Below are 25,321 nucleotides of genomic sequence, written 5' to 3' on the forward strand. Positions count from 1 at the left end.
GCGCGGGGTCAGGATCGGGACGCCTTGGCCATGGCGCGCAGGTGGCGCATGTCGGTGCCGCAGCAGCCGCCAAAGACCCGGATGGCCGGGTTCCGGTGCAGGATGTCGGCCACCTCCTGACCCAGTTCCTGCGGGTTGCCATCATCGAGGCTGTCGGCCTCGTCCAGCTCGGCATGGGAGCAGCGCGAGGCATTGGCGACAACGCCTTGCAGGCGCGGATGGGCGGTGAGGCTGTCGGCGAAATGGCTGGGGTGGGCGCAGTTGATCATGAAGAACGCCGCGGCGGCGTCGGTCTCGGCGTCGATTTGGTCAATCGCCTGATTGAGCGGGGTGCCATCGTCAAGACATCCGTCGGTTTCAACAACCAGCGACATCACGATCCGGAGTCCGGCATCGTCAGCGGCAAGGATGCAGCCTGCGGCCTCGGCGGGGCGGTTGAAGGTGTAGGCAGTGACGAGATCCACTGATGTGTCGCGCAGGGTGGTCATTTGGGCCGTGTGATAGCGGCGCGCCTGATCCGTGGTCATCGAGGGGATGTCGGCATAGGGGTCATGGCGCGGTCCGATACAGGCCGAGACCAGCACGTCGTCGCGATCTGCTGCTTGGCGGACCTCTTCCATGAGGGCAACGCCTTCGATGTTCACCACGGCAAGGCGCTGGGCGTCATAGCCAAGGGGCGCGGCGCGGTCGGCATTGGCCATCCAGGTTGGCGCATCAAGGATGCAGCCGAGGTTCATCTCGCCTGCTAGGTCGACAAGCTCTTGCATCTGCTGGGCCATGACCGCCCGCGTGTTCGGGTTCTCAAGCAGCGGAAATGAGGCAAAGCCGGGCAGGTTGACGCCGCGGTTGAAAATCAGGTCGGTGCCGGTTCCGGCGTAGACCATGAAGGGGGTGTCGGCCTCGTGGGGCAAGGGTCTGGGCATGGCGTTTCTTTCGTAGGGGTCCCGGTCGCGGGGGCATTCTAGCACATTGTCGGGCGTGCGGCATCCTGATCGGGTCTTTCGGGGGTGGCTGCCTCTTGCCCGGGCTGACAGATAGCGATAGGCCATGGAGCATGAAGATGCTTTTCCTCGGAGATGTCATGGGGCGCGCCGGGCGTGCTGCCGTGAGGGACAACCTGCCACGCCTACGGGATGCGTGGCGCTTGGATTTTGTCGTGGTGAATGGCGAGAATGCCAGCAATGGCATGGGGCTGAGCGCAGACCACGCCAAGCTGCTGCTGGATGCAGGGGCGGATGTGGTGACGCTGGGGGATCATGCCTTTGACCAGAAGGACATGATGCAGTTCATCCAGACCGAGCCGCGTATCATCCGTCCGATGAACTATGCCCATGGCGATGTGCCCGGGCGCGGGCATGGCGTGTTCGAGGCGCGCGGTGGCCGCAAGGTTCTGGTGGCGCAGGCGCTGGGGCAGGTGTTCATGAAACGCCCGTTCGACGATCCGTTTTCTGCCGTTGACGGGGTGCTGCGCAAGTACCCGCGCGGCGGCATGGTACAGGCCTCGTTGATTGATATTCACTGCGAGGCGACCTCGGAAAAGATGGGCATGGGGCATTTCTGCGATGGCCGCGCCAGCGTGGTTGTCGGCACCCATACGCATGTACCGACCGCAGATGCGCAGATCCTGCCCAAGGGCACGGCGTTTCAGTCGGACGCGGGCATGTGTGGCGATTATGACAGCGTGATCGGCATGGAAAAGACCGAGCCGATGCGCCGGTTCGTGACCGGCATGCCCAAGGCGCGATTCACACCGGCGCTGGGCGAGGCGACGCTGTCGGGGCTTTACGTCGAGACCGACGACCGCACCGGCGCCGCCACCCGTGTCGAGATGGTCCGTCAGGGCGGGCGGTTGGCGCAGGCTGGTCCTGTATGACCCGGCGACAGCTGGTCTTTTACACGCTGGTTCTGATTGGCATGGGCACAGGTTGGGGCCTGACTCAGCCGCTGGCCAAGATTGCGGTCAGCACCGGGTATCAGCAGTTTGGCCTGATCTTCTGGCAATTGGTGATCGGGGTGACCACACTGGGCAGTGTGACGCTGATCACCGGGCGGTCATTGCCGCTGACGGCGCCGGCGCTGAGGCTTTATGTCATCATCGCCCTGATCGGCACCATCATTCCCAACGGCGCCTCGTTCAAGGCGCTGGTGCATATCCCGTCGGGGGTGCAGTCGGTGCTGATGTCACTGGTGCCGATGGCGGCCTTTCCGATTGCGCTGATGCTGTCGCTGGAGCGGTTCCAGATGCGGCGGCTGAGCGGGCTGGCTCTGGGGCTGGCGGGGGTGTTGCTGTTGGTGCTGCCCGAGGCGAGCCTGCCGGACCGCGCGGCGGTTCCGTGGATGGCGCTGACGCTGGTGGCGGTGCTGTGCTACGCGTTCGAAGGCAATTTTGTCGCCCGCTGGGGGCTGGGCGGGCTGGATCCGATCCAGGTGTTGTTCGGGGCCTCGGTGGTGGGGGCCGTGATCACGCTGCCGCTGGCGCTGGGCACCGGGCAGTTCATCTCGCCGTTGCGGCCCTTTGGTGCTGCGGAATGGGCGTTGGTGGCGTCGTCGGTCATTCATGCGGTGATCTATGCGTCATATGTCTGGCTGGTGGGGCGCGCGGGCTCGGTTTTTGCGTCACAGGTGGGCTATGCGGTCACCGCCACAGGCGTGATCTGGGCGATGCTGATCCTGAACGAAAGCTATTCGCCGTGGTTCTGGGCGGCGGCCGGGCTGATCCTCGGGGGGGTGTTTCTGGTGCAGCCGAAACAAAAAGAGACGCTTGCCCCGTGAGGGCGCATCGGCAATTGTAACACCGGGACAAGTACGGAAGACCTATGGAATTATTCGAGTTTTCTCAGACCACGCAGGCGTTTCTGGCGTTGGGCGTGGTGGTCTGCATGTTCGCCCTGTTCATGCGCGAAGCCTATCCGGCCGAGGTGGTGGCCATTGCCGGGGCTTCGGTCATGCTGATCCTGGGGTTGTTGCCCTATAAAGAGGCGTTGCATGTTCTGTCGAACCCGGCGCCCTGGACGATTGCGGCGATGTTCATTGTCATGGGGGCCTTGGTCAGGACCGGGGCGCTGGACTGGTTCACGCAACTGGCCGAGGCGCAGGCCGATCGCAATCCGGCAATTGCCATCGGGGCGCTGATGATCTTTGTCATGGTGGCCTCGGCGTTCATGAACAACACGCCGGTTGTGGTGGTGATGATCCCGGTGTTTGTGCAATTGGCGCGCAAGCTGAACATCTCGGCCAGCAAGTTCCTGATTCCCTTGAGCTATGCGGCCATCTTAGGCGGCTGTCTGACGCTGATCGGCACCTCGACCAACCTGTTGGTGGACGGCGTGGCGCGGGATCGTGGGCTGGAGCCTTTCACGATTTTTGAGGTCACACCGCTGGCGATCATTCTGGCGATCTGGGGCGGGGCCTATTTGGCGTTCATCGCGCCGCGCCTGTTGCCCAGCCGGGACAGCATGGCGGATCTGTTGACCGACAAGGCGGCCAAGAAGTTCTTTACCGAGGCGGTGATCCCGCCGGATTCGAACCTGATCGGGCGCGAGGCGCTGGATGTGCAGCTGTTCAAACGCGACGGCGTGCGGCTGGTGGACGTGATCCGCGGCGATGCCTCGCTGCGACGCAACCTGAAAGAGGTGGTGCTGCAGGTGGGCGACCGTGTGGTGTTGCGCACCAAGATGACCGAACTGCTGAGCCTGCAACGCAACAAATCGCTGAAGCGCGTCGATCAGGTGTCGGCGGTGGAAACCACCACGGTCGAGGCGCTGATCACGCCGAACTGCAAGATGGTTGGCCGCCGTCTGGGCGATCTGCGCCTGCGCCGCCGGTTTGGGGTTTATCCGCTGGCGGCCCACCGGCGGGACAAGAACATCGGGCGTCAGCTGGATGATCTGGTGGTTCAGGCGGGGGATACGCTGTTGCTCGAGGGCGCGCCCGAGGACATTCAGCGCCTTGCCTCGGAAATGAACCTGTTGGATGTGGCCAAGCCCACCGACCGTGCCTATCGCCGCAGCCATGCGCCGATTGCCATTGGGGCGTTGGCGGGCATCGTGATCCTTGCGGCCTTTGGCGTCGCGCCCATCCTGTTGCTGGCGGTTCTGGCGATGGCGACGGTGTTCCTGACGCGGTGTATCGACAGCGATGAGGCCTTTGGTTTTGTCGACGGGCGTCTGTTGGCGTTGATCTTTGCCATGCTGGCGGTGGCGACCGCGCTGGAGACATCAGGGGCGATTGAGCTGATCGTGCATGCGATTTCGCCCTATATCGCGGGGCTGCCGCCGTTCTTTATCGTCTGGGCGATTTATCTTTTGACCTCGGTTTTGTCAGAGACCATCAACCACGCGGTGGCGGTGGTTCTGACGCCGGTGGCCATCGGGATTGCGCTGTCGTTGGGTGTTGATCCGCGGCCCTTGGTGATTGCGGTGATGATTGCCGCCAGCGCCACCTTTGCCACGCCAATCAGCTATCAGACCAACATGATGGTCTATGGGCCGGGGGGCTATAGGTTCACCGATTTCATGCGGGTGGGCATTCCGCTGAACCTGTCGATTGGTGTGATCGCCTCGGCGTTGATCCCATGGTTCTGGCCTTTGTGAGACCTGTGGTAGGTCGGACAAATTTGTCCGACCTACGGCGCGCTAACAGGGACGCTGCCCCTCTTGGCCCTGAAGGGCCAATTCACCCCGGAGTATTTTTGGCGAAATGAAGCAGGGGCGGACCGCATAAAGTATCGCGGCCCGCGCCCTGGTTACTTGCGTTTTTTCGGGGGCATCAGGTCGGTGATAGTGCCTTCGAACATCTCGGCGGCGAAGTTGATGGTTTCCGAGAGGGTTGGGTGCGGGTGGATGGTGTGTCCCAGATCCACCGCGTCGGAACCCATCTCAATCGCCAGCGCCACTTCGGCGATCAGGTCACCGGCGTTGGGGCCGACGATGCCCGCGCCGATGACGCGTTCGTGTTCGTCAAACAGCACCTTGGTGATGCCTTCGGAGCGTCCCAGCGAGAGCGAGCGGCCCGAGGCGGCCCAGGGGAAGGAGCCTTTGCCCAGTTTAATGCCCTCTGCCTTGGCCTGCGTTTCGGTGACGCCGACCCAGGCGACCTCGGGGTCGGTGTAGGCGACCGAGGGGATCACGCGGGCGTCGAAGTGGCGTTTGTGGCCTGCGGTGACTTCGGCGGCGACCTTGCCTTCGTGTACCGCTTTATGCGCCAGCATCGGTTGGCCGACCACGTCGCCGATGGCGAAGATGTGGCTTTGGCCGGTGCGTTGTTGGGAGTCGACGGCGATAAAGCCGCGTTCGTCCACGGCGACGCCAGCTGCGGCGGCGTTGATCTTGGCGCCGTTGGGGCGGCGGCCCACCGCGACCAAGAGTTTGTCGAAGGTGTCGGTCTTTTCGCCGTCGGGGCCTTCCATTGTCACTTTCAGGCCTTCGTCGGTGGCTTCGACCGCAGTGACCTTGGTTTTGGTCAGGATGGCTTCGTAGCGGCCCTTGATCCGGGTGTGCAGGGGTTTGACGATATCTTTGTCGGCACCGGGGATGATCTGGTCCATGAACTCGACAATGGTCACATTCGTGCCCAAAGCGTCATAGACGCAGGCCATTTCCAGGCCGATGATGCCGCCGCCGAGGACCAGTAGGCGTTCGGGAATGTCCTGCAGTTCCAGCGCGCCGGTGGAGTCGATCACGCGGGGGTCGTCATGCGGGATGAAAGGCAGGGTGACGGGTTCTGAGCCAGCGGCGATGATGCACTGGTCGAAGCTGACGGTGCATTTCGCGCCATCGTTGTCGACTTCGATCATGTTGGGGCCGGTGAAGGTGCCGTAGCCGTTCACAACCTGAACCTTGCGGGCCTTGGCGAGGCCAGCGAGGCCGCCCGTGAGCTGGGTGATCACGCTGTCTTTCCAGCCACGCAGCGCGTCGAGATCGACCGAGGGTTTGGCGAAGGTGATGCCGTGATGGGCCATGTCTTCGGCCTCGGTCATGACCTTGGCGGCGTGCAGGAGCGCCTTGGACGGGATACAGCCGACATTGAGGCAGACACCGCCCAGGGAGGCGTCTTTTTCGATCAGCACGACGGATTTGCCAAGGTCGGCCGCGCGGAAGGCGGCGGTGTAGCCACCGGGGCCAGAGCCGAGGACGACGACTTCGGCGTGCACGTCACCTGCGCCGGTGGCGGTGCCGGTGGCGGCGATGGCCTGGGGTGCGGCGGGTGCGGCAGAGGCCTCATCGGTCCCTTTCGGGGCCTCTTCGGTTGTAGCACCTTCGAAGATCATGATCGTGGTGCCTTCGGAGACATTGTCACCTTCGGCCACTTTGATTTCCTTGACCACACCGGCGGCGGGCGCGGGCACTTCCATCGTGGCCTTGTCGCTTTCCAGTTCGATCAGCGGGTCCTCGGCGGCGACAGTGTCGCCAACCGAGACGAGGATCGACACAACGGGGACTTCGGAGAAATCACCAATATCGGGTACTTTGATGTCCATGGGGGTCTCTCCTTACCACATCAGCTTGCGCATATCGGCAAGCAGGGTTTTCAGGGTCACGGTGAACCGGGCGGCCAAGGCCCCGTCAATGGCACGGTGGTCATAAGACAGCGACAGAGGCTGCATCAGGCGCGGCACGAATTCTTCGCCGTTCCAGACCGGGGCCATTTTGCTGCGTGTCAGGCCGAGGATCGCCACTTCGGGCGCGTTCACGATGGGGGTGAACGAGGTGCCGCCAATGCCGCCGAGCGACGAGATGGTGAAGGTGGCGCCCTGCATATCAGCAGATTTCAGTTCGCCTGCGCGGGCCTTGCCGGACAGTTCCATCAGGTCTTTGGAAATCTCGACCAGACCTTTTTTGTCTGCGTCTTTGATCACCGGGACCATCAGGCCACCCGGCGTATCCGCAGCAAACCCGATGTTGTAGTAGGATTTCTTAATCAGCTTGTCGCCGTCCGGGTGGATCGACGAATTGACTTCCCAGTGCTGCTTCAGCGCCGAAACGCTGGCCTTGATGACAAAGCTCAGCAAGGTCACGCGATAGCCGTCTTCCTTGGCCATCGTGTCCATTTCCTTGCGGTATTTGTCGAGGTCGGTGATGTCGGCCTCGTCATTGTGGGTGACATGCGGGATGTTCAGCCACGAGCGATGCAGGGCCGGGCCGCTGATCTTTTTGATGCGGGGCATCTCGACATCTTCGATTGCGCCGAATTTCGAGAAGTCCACGGCAGGGATTGGCGGGATGCCCATGCCGCCTTGGGCCGCACCGGCTGCGGCGGGGGCAGCGGCGGTTGAGGATTTGAGGTACGCGGTGATGTCTTCGCGAAGGATGCGGCCCTTGCGGCCCGATCCGTTCACCGATGCCAGATCAATCTCCAACTGACGAGCGAATGCGCGGACTGAGGGCGAGGCATGTGCTTTGCCAAAGCCAGCATCTGTCACAGCCGGAGCAGGCGCCGCCGGAGCCGCGGGGGCGGCAGGCGCTGCGGGGGCCGGGGCGGCAGCGGCAGGAGCGGCCTCGATGGCCGGTTCGGCCGCACCACCTTCGCCCTCAAGCACCAGGATCAGTGAGCCTTCGGAAACGTTGTCGCCTTCGGCAACCTTGATCTCTTTTACGGTGCCCGCTGCGGACGAGGGCACTTCCATCGTGGCCTTGTCGCTTTCCAGCTCGACAATCGGATCTTCCACCGCGATCACGTCGCCGACGCTGACCAGAACGGTCACCACGGGCACATTGTCAAAATCGCCGATGTCGGGAACTTTTACTTCGATAGTCATGTCAAATTCTCCAATTCTTTGTGGGCGCTTGCCTTAACCGCAAAACCGGTTTCCACTTTTGCTCGGCAAGCGTCCGTGTCCCGATCACACCAGGCGCGGGTTCGGCTTGGCGCCGTCGATGTCGTATTTGGCAAGTGCGCTTTCCAGCACTTTCTTGGTGATGCTGCCCTCGCGGTAGAGGTCTACCATGGCGGCAGCGGCAATGTGGTTGGCGTCCACCTCGAAGAAGCGGCGCAGGTTCACGCGGCTGTCGGAGCGGCCAAATCCATCCGTGCCCAGAACCGTGTAGCGGTTTGGAACGCAGGTGCGGATCTGCTCGGCGTAGTTCTTCATGTAGTCGGTGGCCGCGATGATCGGGCCTTTGGCCTTGCTGAGCTGCTGGCTGACAAAGCTTTCCTTCGGCTCTTCCAGCGGGTTCAGGCGGTTCCAGCGGGCGACGTCCTGGCAATCACGGGCCAGTTCGTTGAAGCTGGGGGCTGACCAGATTTCGGCTGTGACGCCAAAGTCTTCTTCGAGCATCTCGGCGGCTTTGAGGGCCTGAACGAGGATGGTGCCCGATCCCATCAGGGTGACATGCTTCTTGGTCGGCTTCTTGACCTCTTTGAAGCGGTAGAGACCTTTGATGATCTCATCCTCGACGCCCATGGGCATGTCGGGGTGGGCATAGTTTTCGTTCATCAGGGTGAGATAGAAGAAAACGTCTTCCTGTTCCTGATACATGCGTTTCAGCCCGTGCTGCACGATGACGGCGACTTCGAACTGGAAGGTCGGGTCATAGGTGATGCAGTTCGGGATGGTGCCCGCGATGATATGGCTGTGGCCGTCTTCATGTTGCAGGCCCTCGCCGTTCAGCGTGGTGCGGCCTGCGGTGCCGCCCAGCATGAAGCCGCGCGCACGGCTGTCGCCTGCAGCCCAAGCGAGGTCGCCGATGCGTTGGAAGCCGAACATGGAATAGTAGATGAAGAAGGGGATCATCGGCACGCCGTGGTTGCTGTAGGCTGTGGCGGCGGCGATCCAGTCGGCCATGGCACCGGCTTCGTTGATGCCCTCTTGCAGGACCTGACCGTTGGTCGTTTCCTTGTAGTACATCATCTGGTCGGCGTCTTCGGGCGTGTATTTCTGGCCTTCGGGGTTGTAGATGCCAACCGAGCGGAACAAGCCTTCCATGCCAAAGGTGCGGCTTTCGTCCGGCACAATCGGCACGATGTTCTTGCCGATCTCTTTGTCCCGCAACAGCGTGGTCAGGATGCGGACAAAGGCCATGGTGGTGGAAATCTCACGCTCGCCGGTGCCCTTGAGCTGGGTTTCGAACTTGTCCAACGCCGGGATGGGTAGCGACGGCGCGTCCGAGAAACGCTTGGGGAATTCGCCGCCCAGAGCCTTGCGGCGGTCGGCGAGATAGGATTTCTGCGCATTGTTCAGCTTGACGAAGGGGGCCTTGGGCAGGTCTTCGTCGCTGACCGGGATCTGAAAGCGGTCGCGGAAGGCGCGCAGCTGATCCTCGGCCATCTTCTTTTGCTGGTGGGTGATGTTCATGCCTTCACCCGCCGAGCCCATGCCATAGCCTTTGACGGTTTTCACAAGCAGGCAGGTGGGCGTGCCCTTGGTGTCGGTCGCGCGTTTGAAGGCGGTGTAGACCTTTTGCGGGTCATGGCCGCCGCGACGCAGGGACCAGATCTGTTCATCGCTCCAGTCTTCGACCAGCTTGGCGGTCTCGGGGTACTTGCCGAAGAAATGCTTGCGGATATAGGCACCATCCTTGGATTTGAAGGTCTGGTAGTCGCCATCAACAGTTTCGTCCATCAACTGACGCAGCTTGCCCGAGGTGTCATTCTCTAGCAGATCGTCCCAGCCTTTGCCCCAGAGGAGCTTGATGACGTTCCAGCCAGCGCCGCGGAAGTCGCCTTCGAGCTCCTGAACGATCTTGTGGTTGCCACGGACCGGGCCATCAAGGCGTTGCAGGTTGCAGTTGACCACAAAGATCAGGTTGTCGAGGCCTTCACGAGCGGCAAGGTCGATGGCGCCGCGCGATTCCGGTTCGTCCATCTCACCGTCACCAAGGAAACACCAGACCTTGCGGTCGGCCATGTCGATGTGGCCGCGGTTGTGCATGTATTTCATGAACCGCGCCTGATAGATCGCCATGAGCGGGCCGAGACCCATTGAGACGGTCGGGAACTGCCAGTAGTCGGGCATCAGCCAGGGGTGGGGGTAAGACGAGAGGCCCTTGCCGTTCACCTCGGAGCGGAAGTTCTCCATCTGCTCTTCGCTCAGGCGTCCTTCCATGAAGGAGCGCGCATAGATGCCGGGGATGACGTGGCCCTGGAAGAAGACAAGGTCGCCGCCGTGGATCGCGGACTTGGAGCGCCAGAAATGGTTTAGCCCTATATCATACATGACTGCGGATGAGGCAAAGGAGGCGATGTGGCCGCCGTATTCCGAGGATTCCTTGTTACGGCGCACGACGGTGGCCATGGCGTTCCAGCGGTTGATGGTGCGGATGCGCCATTCCATGTCGAGATCACCGGGGAAGGGTTCCTGATCGTCGGCCGGGATGGTGTTCTGATAGGGCGTGGTGGACGAGAACGGCAGGTTGGCACCCGAGGCGCGGGCCTGTTGCACAGCTTTGTCCAGCAAATAATGGGCGCGGTCGGCACCGTCGCGGGCAATGACATCCTCGACCGCGTCCTGCCATTCACGGCTTTCAATGGGGTCGATGTCTTCGAAATGGGTCGCCATATCCAGCGTCCTCCCTCTAAGTAACGTGGCGTTGGGTGCTTATAGTTTAATGTTAAACTACTTAGCTAGGTCGCTGGCGTCATAGCAGTCATGCAGCAAGAGGGACACTCGTAGTATTGGGTATTTCGCAAAATAATTGGTCGGAAAGGGCGACAGGGATGGCGATCCGCATTGGTCCGAGCGGCATGGGGGCGCTTTTCTGGTGTCGGTGGTGATGGTGTCGCAAGGGGCGCGCGGCATAAGGTTCGACCACCAGCGCCTGTAACCAACATCTTGCCATTCACACATTTGAATGTCAGCATGTTGCAAATTGCGACATGAGGGAAGAGGACATTCACATGACATTGACGCGCAGACGCCTGTTGCAGGGGGCCGGGGCCAGCGTAGGGCTGGCGGGATTGGGTCTGAGACCGTCCTTTGCCGCAAATACCGCAACGCTGGGCAGCATGCAGATCCGCACCCTGTCGGATGGCACCTTGACGCTGCCGCCGGAATTCATCTTTGCCCCGATGCCTCAGGATCAGCTCGCCCCGATCCGGGCCGAGTTTGGCATTACTGAAGGCCCGTTGACGCCGGAGTGCAATGTGACGCTGATGCAGGATGGCGAGCGCACGGTGCTGTTTGACGTTGGTTCGGGCACCGGGTTTCAGGACAGCGCAGGTCTGTTGATCGACGCGCTGGACGAGGCCGGGGTCGCGCCCGAGGAGGTGACCCATGTTGTCTTTACCCATTGCCACCCCGATCACCTGTGGGGGGTGCTGGATGATTTTGACGACCCGCTGTTCTCCGAGGCGCAGTACATGATGGGGCGTGCCGAGTGGGATTACTGGTGGGACCCCAAGACCGTCGACACGATCGAGGCGGCGCGCACCACCATGGCGATCGGGGCCAAGCGCCGGATGGAAATGATCGAAGACGCCATCACGCTGTTTGACGATGGCGCGGAAATCCTGCCCGGGGTGGCGGCGCGGGCCTCTTACGGGCACACGCCGGGCCATATGGCGTTTGAGCTGCGTCAGGGCAGTGAAAGCGTCATGGTCGTGGGCGACGCCATTGGCAATCACCACGTTGCCTTTGCGGCACCGGGGTGGGAGAGCGGCTCGGATCAGGACGGGGCCACGGCGGTCGCGACGCGCCAGTCGCTTTTGGACCAGTTGGCGGCAGACAAGACCCGGCTGATCGGCTATCACTTGCCGCAAGGGGGCATGGGCCACGTCGAGCGCAGCGGCGATACCTATCGGTTTGTGCCCGACGGCGCGTAGACCCTCGGGCTTTGGCGGTGCGCAGGCGCCTGTGTGAGGGCCTGTGTGAGGGCCGGAACCCAAGGCGCAATCACGCGGAGGCAGGGCATGAAGGCTGTGGTTTTTGATCTGGACGGCACGCTGGTGGACAGTGTGCCCGACATTCATCTGGCGGTGAACCGGATGCTGGCCGACGAAGGCCAGGAGGCGCTGGATATCGCCACGGTCACGTCATTTGTCGGCAACGGCCTGCCCAAGCTGGCGGAACGGGTGATGGATCACCGGGGTATGGACCTGGCCGACCATGCGCGTATTACGGCGGATTTGCTGACCATTTACCAAACCACGCCGGCCAAGCTGGCGCAGCCTTATCCGGGGATGGAGGAGGCGCTGAAATCCTTGCAGGGCGCGGGCTATGCGATGGGGGTCTGCAGCAACAAACCTCATGGGCCTGCGGTGCATCTGTTGTGTGAAATGGGGCTGGACGGCTATTTCACCACGGTGATCGGTGGCGACAGCCTGCCCACCCGCAAGCCCGCACCAGAGATGCTGCAGGCGACGCTGGCAGGGCTGGGGGGCGGTGCCGCGCTCTATGTTGGCGATAGTGAAGTGGATGCCGAAACGGCCGTGAATGCGGGGGTTGGTTTTGCGTTGTTCACCAGGGGATATCGCAAGCGCCCCGTGGCAGAGATTGCGCATGATTACGCATTTGATGAGTTCTGTCATCTGCCTGACATCGTGCGCGCGCATTTTGCGGGTTGATCCCGCGCGCGGTGGCAGAGCCTTGCGCACGGGATTGTCTAATACAAATTCCACGCCTAAGTTAACAAGGTATGTTAAGGTTTTCCCCCGGATTGCGCGGGGTTTTGAGGGAGAAGAATTCATGAAGAAGCTGTTTGCAGGATTGCTTGCTGCCTGTGTCATGGTTGCGGCCTCGGTCGCGACGGCGGGTGTGATCGAACTCACCCCGGCGAACCCGCAGCCGAGCGGTCTGAAGCAGGGCCTGAAGGTCAAGTACTTCACCGGCGACCGTCAGGTGCGGTCTCTGGGCGCGGCGAAAGGCCGGATCAAGAACTCGAGCAAGCCCGGTAAGCCTTTGAAAGGGCTGAACTATCCGGACAAGGGTAAGGGCGCGCCGGTGCTGACCGCGGGTATTCCCGAACTGGTCGTGGCTGACATCAGCGGCTATATCAAGTTCCCCTCGGCCGGGGTTTACGAGCTGGAGTTCTTCACCAATGACGGGGCGCAATTCTGGATCAGCGGCAAGTCCGTGGCCAAGCTGGACGAGATCACCCCCTGTTCCAGCGCCGGTCGCCCCAAGGTGAATGTGCCCAAGGCGGGCTGGTATGATTTCAAGGCACTCTACTTTCAGAAAGAAGGCACTGCCTGTCTGGAATCGGAATGGAAAGCGCCCGGTGGATCGGTGCAGCTGATCCCCAACAGCGCCTTTGGCTACAAGTAAGCCAAACGCATATGCGTTGAGAGAGGGGCCGCGCGGCCCCTTTTTTCGTCAGATCAGGTCTTTCAGGGATTTGCCCAGCCGGAATGGCGCCGCAAAGGCCACAAGACACAGCGCGATCATCTGCAGCAGCAGGATATGCGCGTTGGCGCGCAGCACGTCCCATTCGATCTTGAGCCGGGAAACCTGGGCAATCAGGTGATCGTAGGCCAGCGCCAGAACCTGATAGTCGGCGGCCATCGCGGGATCGGTTTTGCGGGCCTTGATGAGTGCGGCGTTCGTGGTCGGATCGCGCGTTTCAAAGGCCAGAAATGTGTCCGGATCAAAGGCATCAGCGGTCTCGATCATCTCGGGCATGCCTGTTTTCATGCGCCCGAAGATGGGCAGGTTCCGAAGCGGCGCTGCCCTTTGGGTGGCGGAGATGAACAGCGGCAGGGCCGCGTTCTTGGCGGTTGAGGCCGAGAGGAATTCGACCTTTTCACAAAGCGGGATGGCAGTGTCGGACTGTGTCGCCTCGCAATAGGTCAGCCGGAACCGCGCGGCGTCGTGATCGAACCGGATCGAGGCCTCGTGGGCGATGGCAACCTGACGTTCGAGCCGCGTGCTGTCCTCGGCATAGATACCCGCGATCAGGGCCGTGAGCGCGCCGATACCACCCAGCACCACCCACACAAGGTCGGCAATCCGCCACGGCTTATCGCTTGGAGGCATGCGGAACAGAATCAGGGTCAACAGGGCCCCGATCAGAAAGCATCCGATCATGAGCGGCAGCTGTGCGGACTGGAAAAGATTGGACATGGGGCGAGTGTACGGGTGCCGCAGGGCGGGACAAGGCCGCTCACGCAAGTGTCAGCGGCAGATGCCGTCGATCTGGGCGTCCTTCCAGGGGATGCGCAAAGAGTCCGGGCGGGGCAGGGTGCTGATCGGCATGGCCTGAGAGATCAGGTTTTTAAGGCGATGGGTGCGCGGGGCCTTTGGATCAAGCAGGGCGCAGCAGATGTATTCCTCGACGATGCTGGCCTGTTGTTCATAGCCATACTCCAGGAAATCCGTGCTGGTGGAGATGTCGAACAGATAGGGGTCAGCGCCGTTCTTGTGCTCGCCCGCCGCGCGCCAGGGCGAATAGCCGGTTTCCTTGCGGTTCTGCCATTGCCAGACGTGGGTGATCTCGTGCCCGAACAGCATGGCGTCGATCAGGTCCATCTTTTGTGGGTAGCCCTCCATAAAGTCGGGCTTGTGCCAATCCTTTGAATAATAAGCAGTATTCCAGACCACCACGGCAGCAGGTGAGACGGTGACGGTCTCGGTTTTTGGGGCAGGGAGGATGCGTTCACGGCAGGTGAGGCGGGGGCGGGCCTCGCGTTCGACGGTGAATGAGGCCATGGGCACGTCGCGCACCACGGTCACGGCCTGGGTGTCGATGGTCTCGCCCTGCAACGCCTTGGCGAACGCGGCCTCGGACGGGGTGAGGGGGCGGGTGCAGGAGATCAGGACCAGAGGCAACAGAAACAGCGCGCGCATGGGATCACGTTAGCAGGACATGGGCGCGGATCAAGGGGGCTATTTCGGTGGCCAGGGGGCGGATAGTTTGTGGCCAGAAATGCACTCTTGGTAAAAGAAATCAATGACTTGCTTGTCCCATTTGCCGCCCTGCGCCGCCCCGAGGGTGCCGCCGATCAGACCGCCGGCGGCCGCCCCTTTGGAGCCCTTGGTGACGGCCCCCGCCGCGCCGCCGACCCAAACCCCGCTGCGTCCACCCCGGACGGTGCCGGATTGCCCGGCGGCGGAGCGGGCGTATTGATCGCAAAAAATGTGGGTGCGTTCGTAGTCCTGGGCAAGGGCGGGGAGGGGGAGGAGACAGAGGATCAGAATGGGGCGCATGGGGGGAGATTAGCACGGGAAAACGGGGTGTGTATCGCGTCGGTATCACGTCGGTATGACGTCGGTGCGACCGTGCGGGGTGGTAAGGGGTTGGTAAGGGGGGGGATGTCAGCCCCTTAATTCCAATCATTCAAAGGCTACCGACATGACCTTGTCCGTTGTCTTAGAAATGGTGAAGATCATGTTTGCGCCTATTCGAATGCTCCCGTCCGTCACGCCGTTTTGGTTGATTTCGAACTCAGCGACATAGGTTTTGCCGCAATCGGAGATTATGAGATCGTAATGCTCTAACTCCTTCTCGATCGAATTCATCTCGCCGTTGGCCAACTCGTACTTGAGGTCTGGGTGTGGCCTAAGAATTTCGATCACCTTGGCGCGGGTTTCCGGGCTGTTGTCGGGCGCGCAGGTGATGGAGTGAGGCTCGCTGGCTGCAAGGGGGCTGACGAGTAACAGGGGGAAGAGGAATTTGAGAATATGCATGGGAATGAAGCGTTTTGTGTGGAGGAATGTCGTGGGCAAAGTTGAATTGTTGGTTTCTATGAATGCTGACTCTACCACACGTTGTCCACTCCCCAATGCATGATGCCCCGCATCATGCACGCGCCCGACCCGCCCCGTCGCACCAGAGGCGCGCCGAATATGGGTGGCTCGCCTTTGGCGAGACGGGCGCGAGGGGTGTTGATGGAGGGAGCGTAGTGTGGGGTTTACCCCACCTTGTGATTGAAGGGTTTGGCGTCCCAAAGAGGTACTTTTTGGCATGCCGCCGTGACGTAAGGCTGGGTTGACGCGACCTGCACCCGAGGGTTTGGTAGTCGCATAGCCAAATTGCGGCCCCCTATTGCTTTTTCTTCATGGGAACGTTCATGAGTGATCAAAGAACACCAATTCTTCAATTCATTTCTGGCTTTGTAAAGTACGTTGCGACTTTTTTGCGGACTTCTTGGAAGTTAGTTTTGGTCGCGAGTTTGTTGGTGAACCTCGGATTGGGAGTTTTGAGTTTTGTGCTACAGCCCATTTGGAAGGCGGCAGAGGTGGCGAGTGCGATCGCGGCAACCAAAGCGAAGGCTGAACTGGCAGAGAGAAGGGCAGTCGCAAAGACTAAAGCGGAAGCCGAAGTCGAACAAAAGGCAGCCGTTTCCAAGGCGGTTGCTAAAGAAAAGGCCAGAGGCCGAGTTCGACGAGTTGCGGTGGCAGTTCCGATGATTGGCGCGGTTATAGCTTCCGGGTTTGAGTATAGCGATTACAAACAGTGGAAGAACGAAAACCCTGACGGCGACATTGAGCAGTACACTAGAGAAGTCGCGAGTGTTAGTGCAGAAGTAGCCAATGAAGTAATTGGCGAATTACCAGAAGCTCTCAGATTTGATCCTGAGAAGCTTTGGAAGGCTAACGATTGGATTGTCCAAAAAGTTGGCTCGATAGATTCGGGTGACTGGACATGGCCAGATGTTTCCTTTGATTGGTTCAATCCGAGTAATTGGAGTCTACCAAGCTTTGGATCAGAGGATGCAGACTGATTTGAACCCTCGTAGGGCACTATGGCTTCACCTCCACGTCAACCTTGCAAGCATGGGCATACTGCTAAGCTAAGGTAGCCCGCCATGTGGTATTCAACAGTGCAAGCGAACTCAAACATCCAACTCCTCCACGAACCGCGCGTTTTCCTGAATATACTGGAACCGCATCTCAGGTTTCTTGCCCATGAGGCGCTCCACGAGGTCGCCGGTTTCGCCGGGTTCGTCTTCGTCGATGGTGACGCGGATCAGTTTGCGGGAACCGGGGTCCATGGTGGTTTCTTTGAGGTCCTTGGCGTCCATTTCCCCAAGACCTTTAAACCGCGAGACGTCGATCTTGCCTTTGCCGCCGAGGCCTTTTTCCAGCCAGACATCCCGCTCGGCCTCGTCAATGCAATAGACGCGTTTCGCGCCTTGGGTCAGGCGGAAGAGGGGGGGGCAGGCCAGATAGAGGTGGCCCTTGTCGATCATGGGGCGCATCTGGGTGAAGAAGAAGGTCATCAGGAGGGCGGCGATATGGGCGCCGTCGACGTCGGCGTCGGTCATGATGATGACCTTGTCATAGCGCAGGTCGTCGACGTTGAACTTGGTCCCCAAACCGACGCCAAGCGCCTGGGTCAGGTCGCTGATCTCGGCGTTGGTGCCGAGTTTTGACGAGGCGGCCCCAAGGACGTTGAGGATCTTACCGCGCAAGGGCAGCAGCGCCTGGTTCTTGCGGTCGCGGGCCATCTTGGCCGAGCCGCCCGCGCTGTCGCCCTCGACAATGAACAGCTCGGTGCCCTCGCGGTTGGTGGCCGAGCAATCGACCAGCTTGCCGGGCAGGCGGAGTTTCTTGGTCGCGGTCTTGCGGGCGGTTTCCTTTTCCTGACGGCGGCGCAGGCGTTCTTCGGCGCGCAGCACGAGGAAGTCGAGGATCGCGCCCGCGGATTTGGTGTCAGAGGCCAGCCAGTTGTCAAAGTGGTCGCGCACCGAGTTTTCGACCATGCGTTGCGCTTCGACCGTGGCGAGGCGGTCCTTGGTCTGGCCGACAAATTCCGGCTCGCGGATAAAACAGGAGACCAGCGCGCCCGCACCGGTGGTCAGGTCTTCGCGGGTGATGGTCGCGGCCTTTTTGTTGCTGACCAGCTCGCCATAAGCTTTGATGCCCTTGAGGATCGCGGCCCAGAACCCGGCCTCGTGCGTGCCGCCCTCGGGGGTGGGAACGGTGTTACAGTAGGACTGGATGAAGCCATCGCGCGACGGTGTCCAGTTGATCGCCCACTCGACCTTGCCCGGAGCGTTGAACTTGTCAAAGCTGACGGTGCCGCAAAACGGCTGTTCGGAATAGGTTGTGGCGCCGGACAGGGTCTCGTTCAGGTAATCAGACAGACCGCCGGGAAAGTGGAACTTGGCCTCGGCCGGGGTTTCGCCATCGTCGATGCCGGTTTTCCAGCGGATTTCCACGCCCGAGAACAGATAGGCCTTGGAGCGCGCCATTTTGAACAGGCGGGCGGGTTTCAGTTTCAGCGAGCCAAAGATTTCCGGATCGGGATGGAAGGTGACAGCGGTGCCGCGCCGGTTGGGGGCCGCGCCGATCTTGGCCAGTTTGCCCTGCGGGATGCCACGCGAAAACGTCATCGCGTAGAGTTCCTTGTTGCGGGCCACTTCGACCCGCAGATGATCCGACAGCGCGTTCACGACGGATGAGCCGACGCCATGCAGACCGCCCGAGGTTTCATAGCTGTCGCCGGAGAATTTGCCGCCAGCGTTCAGGGTGCAAAAGATGATCTCGAGCGCTGATTTTTCCGGGTCCTTGGGGTGGGGTCCCGTGGGGATGCCCCGGCCGTTGTCGCGCACCGAGACATGGCCGTTTTCATGCAACTCGATCTCAATCCACGTGGCATGTCCGGCCACAGCCTCGTCCATCGAGTTGTCGACAATCTCGGCCACCATGTGGTGCAGAGCACGGTCGTCTTTACCGCCGATATACATGCCGGGGCGCAGGCGGACGTGTTCCATGTCCTCAAGGACCTGGATGGAAGAGGCGTCGTAGTCGTCGGACTTGCTCTCGGTCAGGAGATCGTTGGCCATGTGTCGGGCTGCTCATTCTTGGTTTTGGTTGGCGAGTATTATGGCAGGGGATTGAGGGAGGGGGAAGAGGCATACTCGTTGCGGGTGCCGTGGTTTGGCAGGGCAGATCAGCGGAATTTCCATATGAGAGCGTTCGGAAAATGCAACCTTAAGAGGAAATTGTGTTTGACCAATTCTATTAAAAGGTAAAGTATGGGGTAGGGGTTTGCATGATTGTGTGCCGAAAGCCCCTTAAGGGTAACGATTTTTTTGGAGCAGCTTGGGATGAGGTGAGACATGGGCAGGCGGTGGCTTGAGAATACGGTTTCTAAGGATGCGGCAAGCATCGTATCTGTCCCGGGTTCCTATCGGCGCCGATACCAATGGATGCCACACGTGGGCGACATTGTTCCAAACTTTCAATGCACCACCACTGCCGGACCACTGGAATTCTTCAGCTGGGCCGAGGGAAGTTGGACATTTCTGTTCAATCAACCGTTCACTGGCGGCACGGTGGGCACCACAGAGATGGCGGCCTTTTCGATGGCAAGAGAGGAACTGCAGGCTTGTAACGCACAGCTTTTGGGCGTCTCGGCGGACAATTTACAAACTCAAACTGAATGGGCGCGGCAGATCAAGCGGGATTTTGACCGTGACATTTGGTTTCCGATGGCTTTCGACGAAAACAGCCAGATCTCGGAACTGTTTGGTATGACCCATTGGAGAGGCACACAGGCCGATGCGGTGCGAAAGATGTTTCTGATCGACCCTTCGTTAAAGGTTAAGCTGATCATAGAATATCCGATCAACATGGGGCGCAGTCTCCCGGAGATGCTTCGCGCGCTGGAGGCGGAGCAACTGCATCAGGCCACAGGGTTGAACACGCCATGTGACTGGCAAAGTGGCGATGCTGCGATGGTGCCGGTGCATCTTGACGAGGCAGAGGTTCAGTCTCGATATGGCGGCCGGATGCGCGAGTTGCTGCGCGGATTTCGGTTTGTCCGAACGGATAATCTCTGACGGTTCTAGCCATCGGACATGACGAAGCAACCGAATGCCGCGCAAACCACAGCGATGGTTTATGCGCAGAAGCTGACCGAGGCACCGGCGACGCTGATTGAGGCGGATGTGCGGGGGGTGCGGGAGGTTGGCTTTGCGGATGGAGAGATCCTCGAGATCAACCAGGTCCCGGCCCATTTCTCTTATGCCAATCGCACGGTGCTGGGGCTGGGATGCTCAACCGAGGGCGACATTCTGGGGCTGTCGCCAAACAACTCGGGTGATCCCGACGATTGGACCCACAGTTGTTCTTGTGAGAGGGGAGTGCTCCCGCCCGTCTGAGCGGCATCACAGATGCCACGCCGCCGGTTGGGGGTGGCAGCGCCTCGCCAAAGGCGAGGCGCTGGGCCCAAGGCCGCGATGGGCCCGCAAGGGCACAAGCGGGGGCGGGAGATCCTGTTGGAGTGCGGTTCAGGCGCCGCCACCGGCCTTGAGCGCGCGTTGATAGGCGGGGCGGGACTCGATCATCTCGAGGAAGGCAGAGAGGCGGGGGTAGGTGTCTTGGCGACCCAGTCGTTTGATCACCGAGGCGGGAAAGCTGAGCATGATGTCGGCGGCTGAGAGATCATCCAGCACGAAGTGACCCGAGGGGCGCAGAACCCGTTCCATATGATCGAAGTGGTTTTTCAGCTCGGCCTGAATGCGGGGATGCAGCGGTGCGCCGGCCTCTCCCAGCAGACCCACGTAGAGGTTCAGCAGGATCGGGGTCATCACCGAACCTTCGGCAAAGTGAATCAGTTCAAGGTGCTGCCAATGCGCGGGCGTTCCGGCCTCGGGCACCATGTGCGGGCCATGAAGGGCGCAGAGCACTTCGACGATGGCACCGGATTCGGTGACGGTTTGGCCGTCGATCTCGATCACCGGGGATTTGCCCAGGGGGTGGATTTTCAGAAGCTCGGGTGGGGCGAGGTTGGTTTTGGCGTCGCGCGCGTAGCGGATGACCTCGTAATCGACGCCCAGCTCTTCGAGCAGCCAGAGAATGCGCAGTGAGCGGGAGTGGTTGAGGTGGTGAACTTTGATCATGGGGTCTCTCCTGTTTCGGGCATCCAGTTAAGGATGGCCTCTGCGATGGCGTGGGGGTTTTTGGTGGATCAGCCAGTGATCCGTGTCGGGAATGGTGATGCGGGTCAGGTCGGGGGCGAAGGCTTCGAGGCCCTTGGTGGATTGCGGCAAGAGTGCGGTGTCATCCGGCCCCCAGATTAAGAGGTGGGGGCAGCGCACATGCAGCCTGTCCAGCGGCAGCGGTGCGAGGTCGGTGATCGGTTTGCCGGGGGCAGCCACCTGCAAGGGCGAGGCGCGGTACCAGTTCAGCATGGCCTGAAGCCGTCCGGGGCGGGCCCATTCGGTTTTGTAGAGGGCGAGCGTGTCCTCCTCCAGCCAGTCCGCGCCAAACTGGTGGCGAAAGAAGCTTTCCATGCCGGCGCAGTCATCGGCAAGCATCTGGTCTGCTGTCTCGGGGGCACGCAGCATGTTGATGTATTGCGAGGCCTCGGATTGGGCGCCGCCCGCCGCCATCTCGCGCTGGAACGGGACCGGGTGGACGCCGTTTGCAATGATCAGCCGATCGACGCATTCAGGCGCGAACATGGCCAGCCCATAGGCCACAGAGGCCCCCCAGTCGTGCCCCATCACCGTGACCGGCGCGCCGATGTGTTCGATCAGGGCCCGCATGTCCCCGACAAGCGCCGAGGTCCGGTAGTGGGCGACGCCTTCGGGGCACCAGCTTTGGCCGTAGCCGCGTTGATCCGGGGCGACGCAATGAAAGCGGTGGCTGAGGTGAGGGGCAAGATCCTGCCAGGCCCCGCCGTATTCGGGAAATCCGTGCAACAGCAGCAGGATTGGCAGAGAGGGATCGCCCCAGCGCCGCAGGAAAAACGCCTGTCCGTTCAGCGTCACGATCTCGCTGCGCATTTGGCCCCCCCAATGTGGTGCGTTCATCCCGATGAGGGGCAGTGAACCAGTCTTGGGCAGGGATGTGAATGAAACTTTGTCGTGACCTTCCGTCAGGCGGGATGCGGCTCAGGACCAGGTGATGACGAGGTCCTCGCGAAAGGCGAAGCGCACCAGGTGGCGGTCGACCACGTCCTGAAACTGGGCAAGGTCGCCGTCGTCGGGCACAGTGACGCTGAGGCTCAGGCTGTCGGGCAGGGCGGTCATCTGCAGACGGTTGCCGCTGTCGAACCGGATGCTTCCGGCCTCGGGGGTAAACTCGGCCTTGGCCTTGTGGGACCAGTGTTTGCAGAGTTGTTGCAGGTAGCGGCTGGCGCTTGCGGTGGGGGCAGTGCCTGTGGCGTGTTGGGTCATGAGAAAGCCTGTGTTCGCGCGGAATTTGCGTGCCGTTTGGGGCACAGGTGTAACCCTAGTCCGGTGCGCGGGCAGGCACCAATAAGAATTGCCACAATATCAATTCAAAAACCTGCACGTGACGCACCTGTTTTGACGCACATCAAGGTAAGTGCGTCGTTGTTCCGTTAAGGTTTGCGCAGTTCAGACAAATGGAGATTTTTATGACCGCAACCGCTGCGAACACCCCTGCTGCACTCAAAAAAGCGACCCAGGATGCAAAGGCGCCAGCCGCGCCCGCAGACAAGGCCGTCCTGTCAACGGATAGCCCGACCGAAGGCCGCACTACGCCCCCCTCGGCGGAAGAAGTGCGCCGCGCCTTTGAAAGCGGGCAGTACCCCTATGACAAGAAGCTGTCGCGCCGCACCTACGAGGCGCAAAAGGCCCAGATTCAGGCCGAGCTGCTCAAGGTGCAATTGTGGGCGCAGGAGACCGGCCAGAAATTCGTGATGTTGTTCGAAGGCCGTGACGCCGCCGGTAAAGGGGGCACGATCAAGCGGTTTACCGAACACCTGAATCCGCGGGCTGCGCGGGTTGTGGCGCTGAACAAGCCCACCGATGAAGAGCGCGGGCAATGGTATTTCCAGCGCTACATCGACCACCTGCCCACCGCCGGTGAGATCGTGCTCTATGACCGCTCGTGGTACAACCGCGCCGGTGTGGAACGTGTCATGGGCTTTTGCGAGCCGGGCGAATACCTGGAATTTATGCGCCAGACCCCGGATCTGGAGCAGATGCTGGTGCGGTCGGGCATCCGGCTTTACAAATATTGGTTCTCGGTCACCCAGGACGAACAGCGCCGCCGCTTTGAAAGCCGCGAGCAGGACCCGCTGAAACAGTGGAAGCTGTCGCCGATCGACAAGGCGTCACTGGGCAAGTGGGACGACTACACCGAGGCCAAGGAAGCGATGTTCTTTTACACCGACACGGCGGATGCCCCCTGGACGGTGATCAAGTCGAACGACAAGAAACGCGCACGTCTGAACTGTATGCTGCATTTCCTGAATTCGCTGGATTACCCGGGCAAGGATCTGGACATCGCCCATGCGCCTGATCCGCTGATCGTGAACACGGCGAGCCATGTGATCCATCGCTCGGATCACATTCTGGGCACCTCGCTGCATCCGGACTCGCGCAAGAGATAAGAGCACTGCTTGCGCTGTGCTACAGGAGGGGGCGCAGCGCAGTCTGAACGGGCAGAAGCTCTGAAAAGGCGGCCGAGACCCATTGGGTTAGGCCGTCTTTTTTCAAGGTCGCCTCGTCCGTGTCAAACCACAGGTGCACCCCCTTGCGCCGCAACAGCGCGCCATGGGGGTGCTCTTTGTCAAAGGGCGCGGGCACCCGTTTCAACTCGGGCTCACCAAGGCGCGCGCCCTTGTCCTGCAAACCGGTGAGCGTTGCCGCGATGGCGTCCCCGTCATTGTCCACCATCTCGCGCCAGGTGGTGAGCTGCGATTTGTCAAAGCCGAAAACCCCGGCACCGGCGCTGACATAATCCGGGGCAATGCCCAGGAACCAGCCCATGCCACCACCGGACCACAGCATGTGCAGATGGGTGTGATAGGGCGTCTTGTCCTTGGAAAAGCGCACATCGCGGTGCGGGCGGAACAGTTTGGTTTCAACCGGGGCACCGGTCCGTTTTTCCAGCTCTGCCCCTGTCACATCGAGCAGCGCCAGGGCTGGCGCCTTGAGCTGATCTTCGTAGCGGGATTTGTGGTCCAGAAACCAATCGCGGTTGTTGTTGGCAGAGAGATCCCGCAAGAAGCTGCGGGCATCCGGCACCAAAGTTTCAAATCCATCTGACATAAGCGCCTCCTTGTGGATGCAGGCACTTTACAAGTGCACAAAGCTTGGGCAAAGTCCCCGGCTCAGACCTCAAAAAATCCAGAGCTTAAGGTACGGCCATGTCACACCCCATGTCCTATAGAGAACATACGCGCGCGGTTTTGCGCCTGGGCATTCCGCTGATTGGCGGGCATGTGGCGCATTTTGCCATCGGTCTTACGGATACGATCATGCTGGGCTGGTATTCGGTCGAGGCACTGGCCGCTGTGGTGCTGGGCAGCACGTTTTTCTTTGTCACCTTCATCTTTGGCTCGGGTTTTGCAATCGCGGTGATGCCGCTGGTGGCCGAGGCGGATGCGTCAGGGGACGAGGTCACGCTGCGCCGTGTGACGCGCATGGGCATGTGGCTTTCGGCAATCTTTGCCGCGGTGGTGCTGCCGCTGTTCTGGTACTCCGGGGCCTTCCTGTCACTTCTGGGGCAAACGGCGGAGACCGCCGAACTGGCCCAGCGCTATCTGCGTCTTGTGGGTTTGGGCATGTTGCCTGCACTCCTGGTGATGGTGCTAAAGTCCTACCTTGCCGCGTTGGAGCACACGCGCGTGGTGTTCTGGGTGACCGTGGCGGCGGCCGTGGTCAATGCCTTTGCCAATTACGCGCTGATTTTCGGCAACTGGGGCCTGCCCGAACTGGGCGTGGTTGGTGCGGCTGTTGCCTCGCTTCTGGTGCAGGTCGTCTCGCTGGTGGGCTGCGCGATCTACGCACGGATGGCGCTGCCGGAACACAGCCTGTTTGCCCGGCTCTGGCGTCCGGACTGGGAGGCCTTCGGACAGGTCTTTCGTCTTGGTGCGCCTATTGGCGTCACCAACCTGTCCGAAGTGTCCCTCTTTGCCGCCTCCAGCGTGATGATGGGGTGGCTCGGCACCATTGCGCTGGCGGCGCATGGGATTGCGCTACAACTGGCCAGCCTTGCCTTCATGGTGCAGCTGGGGTTTTCCAGCGCCGCCACCGTGCGCGCAGGCAACGCCATGGGGCGGCGCGATGCACAGCATCTGGCACGCGGCGCCAATGTGGCGATTGTCCTGTCGCTGGTGACGGCGCTGCTTGCGGTGGCAATGCTCTTGATCTTCCCCGAAGAGCTGCTGTCGCTCTTCCTCAACCCCAATGAACCGGAACGCGAGGCGATCCTTGGCGTCGGTGTGTCGCTGGTCTTTGTCGCGGCGATCTTCCAATTGACCGACGGCGCCCAGGTCATGGCGCTGGGCCTGTTGCGCGGGGTCAAGGACACCAGCGCCCCGATGATCATCGCCGCCATCAGCTACTGGGGGATCGGCGTGCCCTGCGGCTATGTGCTGGGTTTTGTGGTGGGCTGGAACGGCGTTGGCGTCTGGTTGGGGCTGGTGGTCGGGCTCAGCGTTGCGGCAGTGCTGCTGATGTGGCGCTTCTGGGGGCCGAAACTCGCCAGCTTGCGGCGGCAATTCGCGACCTGATCCGCTTC

The 25,321-nt window shown here is 61.1% G+C and carries 23 protein-coding genes and 1 pseudogene; 11 read left to right on the top strand and 13 right to left on the bottom strand.

The window, feature by feature from the left end; all coding sequences use genetic code 11:
- Positions 1-8 precede the first annotated feature (8 nt).
- Positions 9-923, bottom strand: a complete 915-nt coding sequence (locus EK369_RS15745; RefSeq protein WP_127115221.1) for a homocysteine S-methyltransferase family protein — start codon at positions 921-923, stop codon at positions 9-11.
- A 131-nt stretch (positions 924-1,054) separates the two neighbouring features.
- Between EK369_RS15745 and EK369_RS15750 the strand changes: the two genes are divergently transcribed.
- The 3 genes from EK369_RS15750 to EK369_RS15760 are packed head-to-tail and all read left to right on the top strand — an operon-like array spanning position 1,055 to position 4,592.
- Positions 1,055-1,873: a TIGR00282 family metallophosphoesterase gene (locus EK369_RS15750; RefSeq protein ID WP_127115222.1), complete on the top strand. Its 819-nt coding sequence runs from the start codon at positions 1,055-1,057 to the stop codon at positions 1,871-1,873.
- Positions 1,870-2,772 carry a DMT family transporter gene (locus EK369_RS15755; RefSeq protein ID WP_127115223.1) on the top strand — a complete coding sequence of 301 codons (903 nt, stop codon included), beginning with the start codon at positions 1,870-1,872 and terminating at the stop codon, positions 2,770-2,772. Before EK369_RS15750 ends, EK369_RS15755 begins: the two co-directional genes overlap by 4 nt.
- 44 nt (positions 2,773-2,816) lie before the next feature.
- On the top strand, positions 2,817-4,592 hold the full coding sequence (locus EK369_RS15760; protein ID WP_127115224.1) for an SLC13 family permease: 1,776 nt from the start codon (positions 2,817-2,819) through the stop codon (positions 4,590-4,592).
- A gap of 152 nt (positions 4,593-4,744) precedes the next feature.
- On the opposite strand, the gene lpdA is transcribed toward EK369_RS15760, so the two are convergent.
- The 3 genes from lpdA to aceE form a co-directional block, all read right to left on the bottom strand.
- Positions 4,745-6,478 carry a dihydrolipoyl dehydrogenase gene (gene lpdA, locus EK369_RS15765; RefSeq protein WP_127115225.1) on the bottom strand — a complete coding sequence of 578 codons (1,734 nt, stop codon included), beginning with the start codon at positions 6,476-6,478 and terminating at the stop codon, positions 4,745-4,747.
- 12 nt (positions 6,479-6,490) lie between these two features.
- Positions 6,491-7,756, bottom strand: coding sequence for a dihydrolipoyllysine-residue acetyltransferase (aceF, locus tag EK369_RS15770; RefSeq protein ID WP_127115226.1), 1,266 nt, complete (start codon positions 7,754-7,756; stop codon positions 6,491-6,493).
- 84 nt (positions 7,757-7,840) lie between these two features.
- A complete protein-coding gene (gene aceE, locus EK369_RS15775) occupies positions 7,841-10,495 on the bottom strand; it encodes a pyruvate dehydrogenase (acetyl-transferring), homodimeric type (RefSeq protein WP_127115227.1) in 2,655 nt (884 codons plus the stop codon).
- Between the two features lie 338 nt (positions 10,496-10,833).
- Here aceE and EK369_RS15780 point away from each other — a divergent pair, with 338 nt between their 5' ends.
- The 3 genes from EK369_RS15780 (at position 10,834) to EK369_RS15790 (ending at position 13,198) form a co-directional block, all read left to right on the top strand.
- The gene (locus EK369_RS15780) at positions 10,834-11,757 is read left to right on the top strand and encodes an MBL fold metallo-hydrolase (RefSeq protein WP_127115228.1); all 924 of its coding nucleotides are present in this window, start codon (positions 10,834-10,836) and stop codon (positions 11,755-11,757) included.
- An 87-nt stretch (positions 11,758-11,844) separates the two neighbouring features.
- The gene (gph, locus tag EK369_RS15785; protein ID WP_127115229.1) at positions 11,845-12,498 is read left to right on the top strand and encodes a phosphoglycolate phosphatase; all 654 of its coding nucleotides are present in this window, start codon (positions 11,845-11,847) and stop codon (positions 12,496-12,498) included.
- A 121-nt stretch (positions 12,499-12,619) separates the two neighbouring features.
- Positions 12,620-13,198: a PA14 domain-containing protein gene (locus tag EK369_RS15790; RefSeq protein WP_164727019.1), complete on the top strand. Its 579-nt coding sequence runs from the start codon at positions 12,620-12,622 to the stop codon at positions 13,196-13,198.
- A gap of 48 nt (positions 13,199-13,246) precedes the next feature.
- Here EK369_RS15790 and EK369_RS15795 read toward each other — a convergent pair whose 3' ends face one another.
- From EK369_RS15795 to EK369_RS15810, 4 genes are all read right to left on the bottom strand, one after another.
- Positions 13,247-13,993 (bottom strand): hypothetical protein, encoded by a 747-nt coding sequence (locus tag EK369_RS15795; RefSeq protein WP_127115231.1) that lies wholly within the window; start codon positions 13,991-13,993, stop codon positions 13,247-13,249.
- 51 nt (positions 13,994-14,044) lie between these two features.
- Positions 14,045-14,716 carry a hypothetical protein gene (locus EK369_RS15800; protein ID WP_127115232.1) on the bottom strand — a complete coding sequence of 224 codons (672 nt, stop codon included), beginning with the start codon at positions 14,714-14,716 and terminating at the stop codon, positions 14,045-14,047.
- Positions 14,717-14,755: 39 nt separating this feature from the next.
- Positions 14,756-15,076, bottom strand: coding sequence for a hypothetical protein (locus EK369_RS15805; protein ID WP_127115233.1), 321 nt, complete (start codon positions 15,074-15,076; stop codon positions 14,756-14,758).
- Between the two features lie 126 nt (positions 15,077-15,202).
- Positions 15,203-15,556: a hypothetical protein gene (locus EK369_RS15810; RefSeq protein ID WP_127115234.1), complete on the bottom strand. Its 354-nt coding sequence runs from the start codon at positions 15,554-15,556 to the stop codon at positions 15,203-15,205.
- 383 nt (positions 15,557-15,939) lie between these two features.
- Here EK369_RS15810 and EK369_RS15815 point away from each other — a divergent pair, with 383 nt between their 5' ends.
- A complete protein-coding gene (locus EK369_RS15815) occupies positions 15,940-16,593 on the top strand; it encodes a cell envelope integrity protein TolA (protein WP_127115235.1) in 654 nt (217 codons plus the stop codon).
- 111 nt (positions 16,594-16,704) lie between these two features.
- Here EK369_RS15815 and parE read toward each other — a convergent pair whose 3' ends face one another.
- The gene (gene parE, locus EK369_RS15820) at positions 16,705-18,660 is read right to left on the bottom strand and encodes a DNA topoisomerase IV subunit B (RefSeq protein WP_127115236.1); all 1,956 of its coding nucleotides are present in this window, start codon (positions 18,658-18,660) and stop codon (positions 16,705-16,707) included.
- A 375-nt stretch (positions 18,661-19,035) separates the two neighbouring features.
- Between parE and EK369_RS15825 the strand changes: the two genes are divergently transcribed.
- Positions 19,036-19,659 (top strand): redoxin domain-containing protein, encoded by a 624-nt coding sequence (locus tag EK369_RS15825; RefSeq protein ID WP_164727020.1) that lies wholly within the window; start codon positions 19,036-19,038, stop codon positions 19,657-19,659.
- Positions 19,660-19,692: 33 nt separating this feature from the next.
- Positions 19,693-19,980 (top strand): annotated as a pseudogene (locus EK369_RS15830) (hypothetical protein); the annotation flags it as partial.
- Positions 19,981-20,109: 129 nt separating this feature from the next.
- On the opposite strand, the gene EK369_RS15835 reads toward EK369_RS15830, so the two are convergent.
- The 3 genes from EK369_RS15835 to EK369_RS15845 all read right to left on the bottom strand — a co-directional run bounded on the left by EK369_RS15835 (position 20,110) and on the right by EK369_RS15845 (position 22,002).
- Entirely contained in the window at positions 20,110-20,721 is a 612-nt protein-coding gene (locus tag EK369_RS15835) for a glutathione S-transferase family protein (RefSeq protein ID WP_127115238.1), read from the bottom strand.
- A 27-nt stretch (positions 20,722-20,748) separates the two neighbouring features.
- Positions 20,749-21,609 (bottom strand): alpha/beta fold hydrolase, encoded by an 861-nt coding sequence (locus tag EK369_RS15840; protein ID WP_235871447.1) that lies wholly within the window; start codon positions 21,607-21,609, stop codon positions 20,749-20,751.
- A 108-nt stretch (positions 21,610-21,717) separates the two neighbouring features.
- Positions 21,718-22,002 carry a DUF2218 domain-containing protein gene (locus tag EK369_RS15845; protein WP_127115240.1) on the bottom strand — a complete coding sequence of 95 codons (285 nt, stop codon included), beginning with the start codon at positions 22,000-22,002 and terminating at the stop codon, positions 21,718-21,720.
- A gap of 203 nt (positions 22,003-22,205) precedes the next feature.
- Between EK369_RS15845 and ppk2 the strand changes: the two genes are divergently transcribed.
- On the top strand, positions 22,206-23,186 hold the full coding sequence (ppk2, locus tag EK369_RS15850; RefSeq protein ID WP_127115241.1) for a polyphosphate kinase 2: 981 nt from the start codon (positions 22,206-22,208) through the stop codon (positions 23,184-23,186).
- 19 nt (positions 23,187-23,205) lie between these two features.
- On the opposite strand, the gene EK369_RS15855 is transcribed toward ppk2, so the two are convergent.
- Complete coding sequence (locus EK369_RS15855; RefSeq protein WP_127115242.1) at positions 23,206-23,847, bottom strand: DUF2461 domain-containing protein; 642 nt, start codon at positions 23,845-23,847, stop codon at positions 23,206-23,208.
- A gap of 110 nt (positions 23,848-23,957) precedes the next feature.
- Here EK369_RS15855 and EK369_RS15860 point away from each other — a divergent pair, with 110 nt between their 5' ends.
- Entirely contained in the window at positions 23,958-25,313 is a 1,356-nt protein-coding gene (locus tag EK369_RS15860; RefSeq protein ID WP_235871448.1) for an MATE family efflux transporter, read from the top strand.
- Positions 25,314-25,321 lie beyond the last annotated feature (8 nt).

Source organism: Shimia sediminis (genome assembly GCF_003990645.1).
Lineage (GTDB): Bacteria > Pseudomonadota > Alphaproteobacteria > Rhodobacterales > Rhodobacteraceae > Shimia > Shimia sediminis.